Genomic DNA, 12,666 nt, shown 5'->3' with positions numbered 1-12,666 from the left:
CACCGCGCCGCCGTCCGCCAGGGCAGGTGCGCTACTTCTCTGCCGGCTCGACCGCCGTCTCCCCGAGCACGGGGTGGATGTAGCTCACCCACCCGATCACCGCGAGCGCCGTGCCGTACTTCTTCTCGACGACACCCGAGATGATCGTGGGGGGCAAGCGCTCGTAGCGGAAGCCCTTCCCGCGATACCGGCGCTGGAACACGCCCTCCATCGCCCGGTTGATCGCGTCCTCCGCCTTCGCCTCCGCCTCGAGCCTGCTGCCGCCGGGGCAGCGGTTCATGAACTCGACCGCGAAGCCGCCGAGGCGGCGGGACTCCTGATCGTAGACGTCCATTCTGCCGAGCGCGGCGACCAGCACGTCGCCCCTCTCTCCGCTGGCAGCGGCCACGATGGCGTCCATCACCGCGCCGTGATGGAAGCTCTCCGCAGCCACCTCCAGCGGCACCTCCTCCGCCTCCGGCGGGAGCACCGAGGAGTACTTCACCAGGTTGACCTTCCCGAGCCCGGCGGCGACCAGGGCCTCGTCGAACGAGCCTGTCTCGTGCGGATCCTCGCCGCTCCCTTCATCCGTCTGCCCGAACCCGGACGTGACGATGTACGCCTTCGGGATCCGGCTCCCGAGAACCAACCCCTTTGTCTTCCTGGCCAGCACGTTCATCCCATCTGTCGAAGGATCGTCTCGTGAGCTCCACCCGGGCAGCCCACGTCGCCCCGCCCCGCGGCGGTCGCGCGGGCAAGGTAGATTGCTGGGCGGGTGCAAGCAAGGCGCCCACCGGCCATCCGGGCGGCTGCGGTGCGCCCGGATGAGGCGCCGCGGTGATGGATGAAGGGATAGCCGTCGAGCGCATCCTCCGGCAGGTGTACCCCGTTCAGGTCCACGCCGATCACCTGCGCCGAAGCCAGCGCCCGCGCGGGCGGCGATCGGCCTGGAGCGTGGCGTCGTACCCGGCGTAGGGCCCCACGTGAAGGTCCCGCGTGTCCTGCGCGGCGCTGAAGGTCCCGCGCTGAACGGCAACGCACTGGAGCTCGCAGGCGTCGCCGATGCCGTCCGCGCCGGCTTGGTCCGCGCAGCGCAAGGGCACCGAGACGGGGCGCAATCCAGAGTTCTCTCTGTATTTTTGCGCCTTTGCGCCTTTGCGCCTTTGCGTTGAACTCTCTCTTCTCTCTCCCTGACCCCTGCCAGCACCCCTGACAGCGGAGCTACGAAGGCATCTTGTTCCGCTGGTGGAGGATGAGCTGCGTCCGGTTCATCAGCTTCACGCCCGCCGCATCGAGCTCCTCCAGGATCGCGACGCGCAGGTTGTGCATCGTCTCGTCCTCGTCCACCGCCTTGTACCAGGCGGTCAACGTGAGATCGAGCGAGCCGTCCTCCATGTCGGTCAGGAACACCGTGGGCGCCGGCGCGGGCGTCACGCCGCCGGCCCGCCGGCCCGCGCGCACCAGCGCCTCCATCGCGGGCCCGAGATCGCGCAGCCTGCCCTCCACGTTCACCGTCACGGCGCCGCGCAAGAACCCGCGATCCGAGAAGTTCACGATCGCGCCGTTGGTCACCGACGCGTTCGGGATCACGATCTTCTCGTTGTCCGTCGACACCAGCGTCGTGTTGAAGAGCCCGATGTCCTCGACGAGGCCCGTGAAATCTCCGACCTTCACCTTGTCGCCGAGCTGGAAGTGCTTGAAGAAGAGGATGAGCACCCCGCTCGCGAAGTTGCTCAAGCTGCCTTGCAGCGCCAGCCCCACCGCGAGGCCCGCCGACGCGACCACCGCCACGAGGCTCGTCGTGTGGATGCCGACCGTCTCCATCGACGCGATGAACGTCGCCGCGAGCACGATGTAGCGGAGCATCGACGCGAGGAACCGCGCCAGCGCCTGATCCAGGTGGGTCCGCGACAGCGCCCTGACGGCGAGCCGGTACGCCCACTTGCTCCCGAGCCAGCCGGCGACGAGGATGCCGATCGCGGTGGCGATCGCCTTGAGCGTGGCGAACGAAGGTACGAGGTCGGGGAGGCTGATGTTCATGGGCGGCGGCCGCGCGGACACCGCCCGCGCGGCCCCGGGCGTAGAGGATCTGCCCGCTGGCCTCAAGGGTGGCGGGCGCGCCCGGGCGCGCCGCCGGCCGCGCCGGAGATCGCGCTACGCCGCCGGGTGGGAGTGGTCGCCGGCCGCCCGCGCGAGCGGCGCCGGGAGCTGGCTCAGGTGGAGGTGCTGGCTGGGCACGGGCAACCCCAGCTTGCCGAGCTCCTCGCGGATGATCTTGTTCGTCGCGAAGTAGACGTCCCAGTAGTGATCCGTGTGGCAGAAAGGCCGGACGGCCAGCACGGGCCCGGCCAGGTTGAACTCCAGGATCTCGACCGAGGGCGCGGGCTGCTTGGCCACGTTGGGGATGAGCGCGAGGTGCGCCCTGAGCCGCGTCATCGCCGCCTCGTGATCGGCGCCGTGCGCGAGCTGCGCCACGCAGTCCACGCGACGAACGGGGTTGACGCTGAAGTTCTGGATCGTGTCGTTGAAGATCTTGGCGTTGCCCACGATGGTGCGGACGTTGTCCGGCGTGTCGAGCGTCGTGCCGAAGAGGCCGATGGAGTGGACAGTGCCGGTCACGCCGCCGGCCGTCACGAAGTCGCCCACCTTGAACGGGCGGAGCAGGATCATGAAGGTGCCGGCCGCGAGGTTCGACAAGAGGCCCGACCACGCCATGCCGATGGCGACGCCCACCGCGGCGAGCAGGCCGGCGAAGGTGGTCGTCTCGACGCCGAAGACGCTGAGCACGGCGAGGATGAGCAGGATGTTGAGCAGCACGGACACGGCCGACTGCAGGTAATGCGCGAGCGTCACGTCGAGCTTCTTCAGCGCGCTGCTGCGCTCCATCATCGACAGGATGGCCCGGACGATCATGCGCCCGATGACCCAGACCAGGATCGCGCCGACCACCTTCGTGCCGACGCTGACCCCGAGCGCGACGCCCATGTCGATGTACCGCTGAACCCTCTCGTCCATCTCATCCTCCTGGCGGCGCTGGCCGCACGCGGGGGGCATGCCCTGCAAGGCGCATGCGCGCGCGACGCACATGCATCACAAAGCGCATGTGCGGGTCGGGCGTGCGCGCGAGCCAGGCGCTTCTGCGCCTGGCTCGCGCGACGTCCCCCCTTTCCGGCCAGCTATATCACGCGACGGGCGCGGACCGCGATGACATCGATGAGGTGTTCAGGCATCAGCCCTGCGGCGTGTGCACCTCAGACGGCGGCGCGACGTGACGCGCGCTCGCCGCGTCACGGCGCGAGCGAGAGGCCACGCACGTACTCGGCGAGCGCCCGCTCCGCCGCGGCCACCGCCTCGCGCGCGGCCGGGAGCTTCGCCGCCGCCGCCGCGATCCGGTCCTCCTGCGCGCTCAGCGCCTCCAGGTAGCGCGCCGCGAGGGCGCTCCCCGCCGGCACCACCTTGAGGTTCTCGCGCACGCGCTCCTGCTCGCCGCGCAGCGCGGCGAGCTCCGCCTCCAGGGCGTCGCGCGCCCTCTGCCGGTCCTGGACCGCGGCCCTGAGCTCCGCGAGCCGCGCGAACGCCGCGCGCAGCGCCTCGGGGATCTCGCGCGACGAGAGGTACACCCCGATCTGCTCCGCGGAGAGATCCGCGAGCGCGATGGTGTGAGAGACGGGCCGCTCCAGCGCGACCTCGAGCCGCGCGGTCTCGCCCGCGGCGACCTCGCGGCGGATCCGGTAACGGTCGCTCGTCGTCTCCACGCCTTCCCGCGGCGCGGCGAGCTCCCAGCCGTCGAGGCGCGGGTGCTCGATCAGGACGACGCGCGGCTCCCGCGCGGCGCCCGCGATCGTGTAGACCGTCACCCGGCGGGCGGTGCGCACGATCTCCAGCACGCCGCCCTGGATCCTGGCGCGCGACAGCGCCTCTTCGCTCCGCTCCTCCCGGTCGATACGCACCTTACGGTCCACGGCGAAGCTCACGATCCGCGACTCCCCCGGCGGCAGCGGCCCGAGGCGGGCGTCGCCGGCGTGGGCGACCTCCCCCTGGTCCGAGCGCTCGTACACCGTGATCGCCCCGGGAGGCAGGCTCTCGCCGCCGTCGTTCCGCAGCCGCACGGCCGCGAGCGGGCTGCGCGCGCTCGTCTCCGGCTGGTAGAGCCACAGCCGCTCGGCCGGGATCTCGCGCGCGACGATCGGCAGCAGCGCCGTGTGCCCGCTCGCCAGCGAGATCGGCGCGGGGAAGTGGAACACGACCTGCGTCGTCGACTCCTCGGCGTCGGGCGCGCCTGCGGCGAACGCGCCCGCGGCGAACGCGGCCGGCCCGGCGGGCGCGGCGTCCCGGGCCTCGGCCGGGTGCGCGCGCCGCGCGACCCTCGCCGTGAGCGCCGAGGCGCCCTCGTCGAGCCGCGGCAGCACCCGATCGGCGACGTCGACGGGCACCTCCGGCCGGGGCACGTAATAGATCTCGTAGAGCGCCTGGCGGAACGTCACGGGGTTGCCCGAGACGAGGGTGAAGTCCACGTCGCGCCAGTCGCCGCCGCTCTGGTTCTCGACGACGGCCCAGCCCGCGAGCGCGCCGGTCTTGCCGTGCGGCGCCTCCGGGAGGGTGAGCCGGTACGTCGTCTTCCAGAGCGGCGCCTCGACGACGTACGCCACCCGGACCACGCGCTCTTCCTCCCCCGCCGCGGACGCCGCGCGCACGACGAGCTCCCGGCGGTTCCGCTCGCGCTGCCTCGCCAGCCCGCGCAGCGCCGCGCCGACCTGCTCCGAAAGCCGCGCCTCGGCGAATTCCACGCCCGCGAGCTCCTCCAGCACGACCTGCCTCAGCGCGCCGTCCGACATCAGCGCGAGCCGGTGCCTGCGCTCCGAGCCGCCGCCCGGCAGCGCCACCTCCGCCGCCGTCACCGCGACGATCCGCCCGGCGACGACCCCTCCGGGCCCCGAGGTCCGCACCTCGGCGCCGCGCAGCGCGTTCAGCAGAGCGGCCTCGGACTCGAGCGCGCCCTCGTCGAACGGGAGCTCGCGGAAGAGGTCCCGCAGCGGCTCCCGCCCGGGCAGCGCAATGCTCCCCGCAACCCCCCGGTCGTCGTAGACCACGATGCTCTTCAGCACGTCGTCGACCTGATCGAGCCGCACCTCGAGCCGGAGCTCGGCGTCGCCTCGCACGCGCGCCTCGTGCTCGAAGTACCCGACCCCGCCGGTGGAGAGCACGACGCGCCTCAGCGAGAGCGCGCCCCCCGCGGTCCGCTCCCGGACCCTCTCCGGCGCGTCCGCCGCGGGCTCTCCCGTCGTCGACAATCCATGGTCCATCGCCGCCTCCCACTCGGCGGAGGCGCGCCCCGCCGACGGAGCGCCCCCGCCCGGGAGGTTCCATAACGCCCGCCCGGGGGGCGTCAACGACGCTCACCGGGCGCGATCGCGGGGCGCTCCGCGGCGCGGCGTCAGCCGGGGCGCGAGGCCTCGAGCCGCTTCACCACGGCGAGCGCCTCGTCGACGTGGCGGGTCGCGCGCAGCTGGGAAGAGAAGACATGTCGAACCACCCCGTCGCGATCGATGACGAACGTGACGCGGCCCGGGAGCAGGCCGAAGAGCGACTTCACGCCGTAACGCGCGGCGGTCTCCCCGCCGGGGTCGCTGAGCAGCGTCATGGGCAGGCGGTGCTTCTGCGCGAACTGCTCGTGCGACGCGGCCGAGTCGGCGCTCACGCCGAGGACCTCGGCGCCGGCCTCCGCGAACGTGTCGTAGTGGTCGCGGAACGAGCACGACTCCGCGGTGCACCCCGGCGTGTCGTCCTTGGGATAGAAGAACAGGACAACCGTCTTCTTGCCGCGGAAGTCCGAGAGCTTCACGACCTCCCGCTTCTGCGATTGCAAGGCGAAGTCAGGGGCGGTCTCGCCGACGGACAAGGTGGATTGGCCGAACATGGCGTCTCTCCTACCCGATGCGCCGCGCGGCGTCCAAGCCCCGGGGACCGGGCGGGCGGCGATGCGCCGCGGGCCAGGCCAGGCCAGGCGCCGGCGATCGGCTACCCTGGGCGCCCATGGCCACCACGTTTGCTGCGTTGATCTACCGACCCGACCAGATCCCGGACCGCGCGCTCGCGCAGGGCTTCGCCGTGGCGCTCGGCGGCTGGGACGTCGCCGCGCCGCGGCTGTTCGTCGCGCCGCTGCCGGGCGTGCCCGGCTTCTCGGCGGCGTTTTACGCGAGCGGCGAGCCCGCCGGCGCGGCCGGCGACGAGCTCGATCACCTCGCCGATCTCTTCGAGGACGAGCTCTCGCCGCCGGTCGCCGTGCTCGACGCGGCGGCGGAGCTCGGCCACCCGGAGGCGAAGGTCTTCGCGCTCGTGTTCTCGGAGGAGGTCGTGCACGACGACGGCTGGCGCTTCGAGGCGAGCGGCTACCTCCGGTACTTCGTCCGGGAAGGGGAGGAGGGCCTCGAGGCCGGCGTGCAGACGCCCGACCGCAGCGATCTCCTCGAGATCGACGTCGACCTCCCGGAGGGCGCGACCGAGCAGGAGGAGCGCGACGCCACGGACCGCGCGATCCGGCCGCACCGGGGCTCGACGTTCCTCGCGGCCGAGCTGGGCGCGCCGGTGCTCGGCGCGCTCATGGGCGCCCTCTTCGCGCCGGAGCGCCGCGTCGACGTGCGCCTCGTCGAGCCGGGCCCGGCGTCGATCGAGGCCGAGACGCGGCGGCTCAACCGGGTGCTCCGGCGCGAGGACGGCCGCGGCGCGCCCGCGGCCCCGCCGCCCATCGGCGGCGTCGCCCCGCCCGCCGCCTACGAGGCGTTCGCGCGCACCTACGACTGGACCGATCCGGCGGACCCGCAGGACCTCTACCGCGAGCTCGCGATCGGCGCCGTCGAGGGCACCCTGCGCTTCTTCCGCGAGGACGAGCTCCGCGCCCTCGCGCGCGAGCCCGGCTGGGAGGCCGCCGCAGGCCGCGAGCTCTACCCGATCGCCAAGCTCTCGGGCTCCGCGCTCGGCGGCGCGCCGGCGCAACGCACCACGATCGCGCTGGGCGCGGACGGCGAGCAGCTCTGGGTCGTGCGCGACGGCGCGAGCGCGGCGCCGGCCGGACCGACGTTCGGCGAGCTGCTGCGCTACCTGTCGCTCGGCTGGTCCCGCCGGAGCGACGCCGAGGAGGATTTCATCGGCGCGCTGATGCTGCGCGCGCGGCTCAGATCGCTGGCCGGATGAGCCCGCACGCGCCGCGCGCCGCGCCGCCGCCGCGCGCCCCTGGCGTCGTCAGCGAGCGCGCGCAGCGCCGCGGGCGAGGGCGAGCGTCGCGCGCGAGATCGGCGCGGCGTGAGATATCGGATCTCCAGGCTGTCCTGATCGAGGGGACAGTGCTCGGCTGAACAGGAAGACGGGAAGACAGGAAGCATCGAGTCGTGACTTCCTGTCTTCCCGTCCCCCTGTTGGGCCCGATCGAGGCAAAGTAGAGCGCCCTCTCCGCACGTGGGGCGCTTTGCTACGTCAGGATCCATTAAATATACATGGTCTGGACCTGGCGCACGTGGCTGATCGGGCGGATCGAGCTCCTCTCGAGATCGTCAAGGGCCAGGTTGAGCAGCTCGGCGTCCCGATCGTTTCGAGCGAATACACTCACGAGAATGCCGCCCCGCCTGACGCCCGCCTCGTAGCGCTCCGCCCAGTGCTTCGGGACGCTCAGGCTGAGGAGGATCTCGCGCAGGCCGCCGGTCATTCCGCTGCCGACCGCGGTCGCGACCGCGGCCGCCAGGGGGCCGGCCACCACGAACCCGAGCCCGGGCACCACGACGCTCATCGCGATGGCGGCGCCGAACGTGTGCGTCGGCGTGCTTCCGTCCGGGATCGCAAAGCACCTGTGGCGCGTCGCGTCGGTCATCAGCATGCTGATGTCCTGTCGCGTGTAGCCGCAGTCGATGATGCGTTCGGCCGCAGCTTCTGCCTCATCGCGCGTCTGCACGAGGCCATTTACGAGCTTCGCCATTGAAGAGACCTCCTTCACGTCGAGCGCTCCCCGCTCCGGGCCCCCGGCGACGATTCCCGCATGACTCATGCCAGAATAAAAATTCTCACGAGCAGGCGTGATTTCGTCGATTCTTCTCTGAACCGCGGAAGCAGGGCGAGGCGGGATGTCGCACCTGCGCTCGGGGTGCCTCGGTCTCGTGGCGCAAACTTTCGCGCCTGCCGGCCGAAATTTCCAGGTTTTGCAGGAGCACCGCGGCCGATGCCCGCATCCGGGCGTCACCGCAATGGCAGTCCCGGCGCGTTCCGCGTGTGGTGGAGCACGGGACGGGGCGATCGGCGCGAAATGGCGGTCAGAAGCCGATCGTGTCTTCGACCGGCGGGGGAGGCCTGGGGGCCGCGGGGCGGCCCGTCGCGGACGCTCTCGGCGCGGCGCTGCCGCGGGGCTCCGCGGCGTTGCGCGACGGCGCGGCGACCGTGCCGGGCTTGCTCGCCGGCGCGCCCGTCTGGGGCGCCCCAAGCCCGGGAGCTGCCGGCGCCGGCGCGCTGGCGGGCACCGCCGCCGCGTCGCCGGCCGGCGCCGGCGCCGGCGCCGCCGCGGCGCTGGCCGGCGCTGGCGCCACGACGCTGCCAGGCTTGGCGCCCGGGAGGGCCTCCGGAGGTGCGGCGGGTGTGGGCTGCTGGAGGGGCTGCTCCTCCGACGTGGGTGTCACGGGGGGCGCCTGCGTGCTCCTCGTGATCAGGAACACGACCACCGACAGCAGCGCCCCGAGGGCGAGCGCCGCCGCCGCGAGCGCCGGCGCCCATCGCCGGGACGACCCTTGCCCCGACGTCGACATGCCGGCGAGCGTGCGTCCCGGCGTGCCGGTGCTCGAGAGCCGCGCGCCCGGCGGGCTGGACGACGGGGGCGGGGGGCCGAAGCTCACCGGCTGCGACGGGGCCGGGGTCGCGCTCGGGCGGCTCGTGGTGGGGTCCCCGAGGGACGAGCCCTCGGTCGTGAACGACACGTGCGACACCCCGAGCACCGCGCCCGAGAGCGCCTCCGCCATCTGCCGCGCCGACGAGAAGCGCGCGGCCGGGTCGAGCTGGAGCGCCTTCTTCATCCACGCGTCGATCGCCGGGGAGAGCTCCGGCCGCACCGCGCTCGGGGGCGTGAAGATCCCGGTGTGGAGCACGACCGACAGCGCGCCGAGCGTCTCGCCCCGGAACGGCACCTGGCCCGTGAGCGCGTGGTAGGCGACGACCGCGAGCCCCCAGAGATCCGCGCGGTAGTCGACGTGCTTCGCGCTGAGCAGCTGCTCGGGGCTCATGTAGAGCGGCGTCCCGAGCACGCTCCCGGTCGACGTCATGCCGAGCTCCCCCGCGGCCCCGCCCTGGACGCGCTTGGCCACCCCGAAGTCGACCACCTTCACGAACGGCTCGCCCTCGACGTCGAGCAGGAAGATGTTGTCCGGCTTGATGTCGCGGTGGACGATCCCGAGCTGGTGGGCCCGCCCGAGCGCCTTCGCCGTCTGCCCCACGATCAGCGCGACCTCCGTGGGCGCGAGCACGCCGAGCCGCTCGATGCGCCGCTTCAGGTCCTCGCCCTCGAGCAGCTCCATCACGATGTACGGCGCGCCGTCCGGCGTGACGCCGTGATCGAAGACCTGCGCGACGTGCGGGCTCTTGATCTGCGCGGCCGCCATCGCCTCCCGCCGGAAGCGCTCGACGAAGCCGCCCTGCTCGGCGTACGCGGGCGACATGAACTTCACCGCGACCTGCGTGCCGAGCGCGAGGTGATCGGCCACCCACACGCTCCCCATCGCGCCCTTGCCGAGCTGGCGCGATAGCTTCAAGGTGCTCGTCACCTGCTGTCCGGCGATCATCGACTTCCGTCTCCTCGGCCGAGCCGCAGGCCCGACGAGGGGTGTGCCGCGGGCAAAGTAGTCCTCCGGGCGCGTGCGCGCACAGCGTACAACAAACGCCCCGGTGCGTCACCTGCCGGCGCGCGGACGGCGGACGCAACAGGTCCTCTCGGATAAGCTCCCGCCATGCGCGAGGGGACCCTGGTCGCGGGTCGGTTCGAGGTGCATCGCCTGGCCGGCGCCGGCGGGATGGGGGCGGTCTACCGGGCCACCGACCAGCTGACCGGCCGGCCTGTGGCGCTCAAGGTCGCGCCCCCGGAGCTCGCGGCCCGGTTCCGGCGCGAGTCGCGCCTGCTCGAGGCGGTGCAGCACCCGCTCATCGTCCAGCACATCGCGCACGGCGCGAACGACGACGGCGCGCTGTGGCTCGCCATGGAGTGGCTCGACGGGGCGACGCTCGACGCGCGCCTCGCGCAGGGGGCGCTCCCCGTGGCCGACGCGCTGCTCGTGGCGCACCAGATCGCCGAGGCGCTCGCCGCCGTGCACGCCCTCGGGATCGCGCACCGCGACCTCAAGCCGAGCAACGTGCTCCTGCGCGACGGCCGGATCGACGGCGTGGTGCTGCTCGACTTCGGCATCGCGCGCGCGGCGTCGGCGACGGCGGCCCGGTCGACCACCTTCGTCACCGAGGCGAGCTCCCTCGTCGGCTCGCTGGGCTACGTGGCGCCCGAGCAGGCGCGCGGCGACGTGGACGTCGACGCGCGCGCCGACGTCTTCGCGCTGGGCGTCCTGCTCTTCGAGTGTGTCGCCGGCCAGCGCCCCTTCGCCGCCGACGACCCGCTCGCGGAGATGTGCCGCATCCTCCTCGAGGAGCCGCCGCGCCTGTCCGATCGCCGCCCGGAGGTGCCGCCCTCCGTCGACGAGCTCGTCGCCCGCCTCCTGGCGAAGGACCCGGCCGCGCGGCCCGCCGACGGGCGCGCGGCGGCGGCCGCGCTGGCGGAGGCGCGCGCCCTGCTCGCGCGGTCGCCCGGCGAGGGCCCCGGCGGCGCGCCGGCCTCGGTGACGGACGACGAGCGGCGGCTGCTCAGCGTCGTGCTCGTGGGCGCGGCCGCGCCGCTCGTGGGCGCCGGGCCGTCGCCGGGCACACACGGCGGGGGAGACGGCCGCGCGGGCGCCGCCGAGGAGCGGGAGCCCGAGAGCGCCCGCGACGCCGACGACGAGGTGGTGGTGGGCCTCGCGAGCGCGTTCGGCGGCGAGCGCGTGCGGCTCGCGGGCGGCACGCGCATGGTGGTGCTGTCCTCGCAGACCGAGGAGGCGCTCTCCGGCCGCAGCGGCGCGGGGACGACGGTCGCGTTCGACCTCGCCGCGCGCGCGGCGCAGTGCGCGCTCGCCCTGAAGGCGGCCTTGCCCGCGCGCCCGGTCGCGCTGGCCACGGGCCGGGCGCAGCTGCGCGGGCGCCTGCCCGCGGGCGACGTGATCGACCGCGCTGTCGCCCGGCTGCGCGAGGCGCAGGGCGAGGTGCGCGTGGACGAGGTGACGGCGGGGCTCGTCGCGCCGCGCTTCGAGGTGGAGGGCGGCGGGCGGTCGTTCGCGCTGAAGGGCGAGCGGGACCCGGCCGCGCCGGAGCGCACGCTGCTCGGCCGCGCCACCGCGTTCGTGGGCCGCGACCGCGAGATCGCGATGCTGCGCGGGCTGTTCGAGCAGAGCGCCGAGGAGCCGGTGGCGCGCGCCGCGCTGGTGCTCGGCGAGGCGGGCATCGGCAAGTCCCGCCTGCGCAGCGAGCTCGTCCGGGCGGTGCGCGCGAGCGACGCGCGCGCGTCGGTCTACGTGGCGCGGGGCGACCCGGTCGCCGCGGGGGCGCCGTTCGGGATGCTGGGCGAGCTCGTGCTCGCGGCGGCCGGCTGCGCGCCGGGCGACCCGATCGAGGCGCGTCGCCGCAAGATCCGCGAGCACGTGGCGCGCGCCGTGCCCGAGGCGGACGCGCGGCGCGTCGCGGGGTTCCTCGGCGAGGTCGCGGGCACGCCGTTCGACGACGACCCGGGCTCGGAGCTCCACGCCGCCCGGGAGGACACGTTCCTGATGGCCGAGCAGGTCCGCCGGGCGGCGCTCGACTGGCTCGCCGCCTGGTGCGAGGAGGGGCCGGTCGTGGTGGTGCTCGAGGACATGCACTGGAGCGATCACGGATCGGTGGCGGTGCTCGACGAGGCGCTCCAGGTGCTCGCGGACCGCCCGCTGCTCGCGCTCGGCTTCGCGCGGCACGGGGCGATGGAGACGTTCCCCGGGCTGTGGGCGCAGCGCGGGGTGCAGCACATCAAGCTCGGCGCGCTCAGCCCGCGGGCGGCCGAGCGCCTCGTGCGCAGCGCGCTCGGCGAGGAGCTCGACGCGGCCGAGGTGGCGCGGCTGGTCGAGCTCGCCGACGGCCACCCGTTCTTCCTGGAGGAGCTCGTGCGCGTGCGCGCCGAGGGCCGCGGGGATATTCCGCCGACGCTGGTGGCGCTGATGCACACGCGCATCGAGGCGCTCCCGGCCGAGGCGCGGCGCACGTTGCGCGCGGCGAGCGTCTTCGGCGGGAGCTTCTGGCCCGCGGGGGTGCGGCAGCTGCTCGGCGGCGGCACCTCGGCGGAGTCGCTCGATCGCTGGCTCAAGAGCCTGCTCGCCGAGGAGCTCGTGGTCCGGCGCGGCGGTTCGCGGTACCCGGGGCACGACGAGCTCACGTTCCGCCACGCGCTGGTGCGCGACGCCGCTTACGGGATGCTCACGGACGGCGACCGCGCCGCCGGGCACCGGGCGGCCGCGCGCTGGCTGCGCTCGGTGGGCGAGACCGACGAGCGCGTGCTCGCCGAGCACGCCGAGCGTGGAGCGTCCGCCCGGGAGCATGGGTGAGGTGATGAGGCGGCCG

General features: G+C 73.9%; 10 protein-coding genes. 3 read left to right on the top strand and 7 right to left on the bottom strand.

Translation table 11 applies throughout. From position 1 onward, the window contains the following. Window positions 1-31: 31 nt before the first annotated feature. The gene (locus WMF43_RS26610; protein ID WP_437668766.1) at window positions 32-628 is read right to left on the bottom strand and encodes a pyruvoyl-dependent arginine decarboxylase; all 597 of its coding nucleotides are present in this window, start codon (window positions 626-628) and stop codon (window positions 32-34) included. A 191-nt stretch (window positions 629-819) separates the two neighbouring features. Here WMF43_RS26610 and WMF43_RS26605 point away from each other — a divergent pair, with 191 nt between their 5' ends. Next, window positions 820-954 (top strand): hypothetical protein, encoded by a 135-nt coding sequence (locus WMF43_RS26605; protein WP_437668765.1) that lies wholly within the window; start codon window positions 820-822, stop codon window positions 952-954. Between the two features lie 246 nt (window positions 955-1,200). Here the strand turns inward: WMF43_RS26605 and WMF43_RS26600 are convergent, their stop codons facing one another. The 4 genes from WMF43_RS26600 to WMF43_RS26585 all read right to left on the bottom strand — a co-directional run bounded on the left by WMF43_RS26600 (window position 1,201) and on the right by WMF43_RS26585 (window position 5,896). Next, window positions 1,201-2,019, bottom strand: a complete 819-nt coding sequence (locus tag WMF43_RS26600) for a mechanosensitive ion channel family protein (protein ID WP_437668764.1) — start codon at window positions 2,017-2,019, stop codon at window positions 1,201-1,203. Between the two features lie 114 nt (window positions 2,020-2,133). Then, window positions 2,134-2,994, bottom strand: coding sequence for a mechanosensitive ion channel family protein (locus WMF43_RS26595; RefSeq protein WP_437668763.1), 861 nt, complete (start codon window positions 2,992-2,994; stop codon window positions 2,134-2,136). Between the two features lie 272 nt (window positions 2,995-3,266). After that, complete coding sequence (locus WMF43_RS26590; protein WP_437668762.1) at window positions 3,267-5,282, bottom strand: DUF4139 domain-containing protein; 2,016 nt, start codon at window positions 5,280-5,282, stop codon at window positions 3,267-3,269. A gap of 131 nt (window positions 5,283-5,413) precedes the next feature. Next, window positions 5,414-5,896 carry a peroxiredoxin gene (locus WMF43_RS26585; protein ID WP_437668761.1) on the bottom strand — a complete coding sequence of 161 codons (483 nt, stop codon included), beginning with the start codon at window positions 5,894-5,896 and terminating at the stop codon, window positions 5,414-5,416. A 116-nt stretch (window positions 5,897-6,012) separates the two neighbouring features. Between WMF43_RS26585 and WMF43_RS26580 the strand changes: the two genes are divergently transcribed. Next, a complete protein-coding gene (locus WMF43_RS26580) occupies window positions 6,013-7,170 on the top strand; it encodes a hypothetical protein (RefSeq protein WP_437668760.1) in 1,158 nt (385 codons plus the stop codon). Window positions 7,171-7,459: 289 nt separating this feature from the next. On the opposite strand, the gene WMF43_RS26575 is transcribed toward WMF43_RS26580, so the two are convergent. Further along, complete coding sequence (locus WMF43_RS26575; RefSeq protein ID WP_437668759.1) at window positions 7,460-7,963, bottom strand: hypothetical protein; 504 nt, start codon at window positions 7,961-7,963, stop codon at window positions 7,460-7,462. Window positions 7,964-8,276: 313 nt separating this feature from the next. Continuing rightward, window positions 8,277-9,788, bottom strand: coding sequence for a protein kinase domain-containing protein (locus WMF43_RS26570; RefSeq protein ID WP_437668758.1), 1,512 nt, complete (start codon window positions 9,786-9,788; stop codon window positions 8,277-8,279). A gap of 165 nt (window positions 9,789-9,953) precedes the next feature. On the opposite strand from WMF43_RS26570, the gene WMF43_RS26565 reads away from it, so the two are divergent. Then, window positions 9,954-12,650: a protein kinase domain-containing protein gene (locus WMF43_RS26565; protein WP_437668757.1), complete on the top strand. Its 2,697-nt coding sequence runs from the start codon at window positions 9,954-9,956 to the stop codon at window positions 12,648-12,650. Window positions 12,651-12,666: the final 16 nt, after the last annotated feature.

Source organism: Sorangium sp. So ce131, from assembly GCF_051519095.1.
Classification (GTDB): Bacteria; Myxococcota_A; Polyangia; order Polyangiales; family Polyangiaceae; genus Sorangium.
The sequence above is the reverse complement of the archived record's forward strand: the minus strand, read 5'-3'. Positions and strand labels throughout refer to the sequence as shown.

Excerpts from the sequence above, each read along its gene's own strand:
- WMF43_RS26605 (WP_437668765.1), top strand. The coding sequence starts at position 820 with ATGGATGAAGGGATAGCCGTCGAGCGCATCCTCCGGCAGGTGTACCCC.
- WMF43_RS26600 (WP_437668764.1), bottom strand. The coding sequence starts at position 2,019 with ATGAACATCAGCCTCCCCGACCTCGTACCTTCGTTCGCCACGCTCAAG.
- WMF43_RS26595 (WP_437668763.1), bottom strand. The coding sequence starts at position 2,994 with ATGGACGAGAGGGTTCAGCGGTACATCGACATGGGCGTCGCGCTCGGG.
- WMF43_RS26590 (WP_437668762.1), bottom strand. The coding sequence starts at position 5,282 with ATGGACCATGGATTGTCGACGACGGGAGAGCCCGCGGCGGACGCGCCG.
- WMF43_RS26585 (WP_437668761.1), bottom strand. The coding sequence starts at position 5,896 with ATGTTCGGCCAATCCACCTTGTCCGTCGGCGAGACCGCCCCTGACTTC.
- WMF43_RS26580 (WP_437668760.1), top strand. The coding sequence starts at position 6,013 with ATGGCCACCACGTTTGCTGCGTTGATCTACCGACCCGACCAGATCCCG.
- WMF43_RS26570 (WP_437668758.1), bottom strand. The coding sequence starts at position 9,788 with ATGATCGCCGGACAGCAGGTGACGAGCACCTTGAAGCTATCGCGCCAG.
- WMF43_RS26565 (WP_437668757.1), top strand. The coding sequence starts at position 9,954 with ATGCGCGAGGGGACCCTGGTCGCGGGTCGGTTCGAGGTGCATCGCCTG.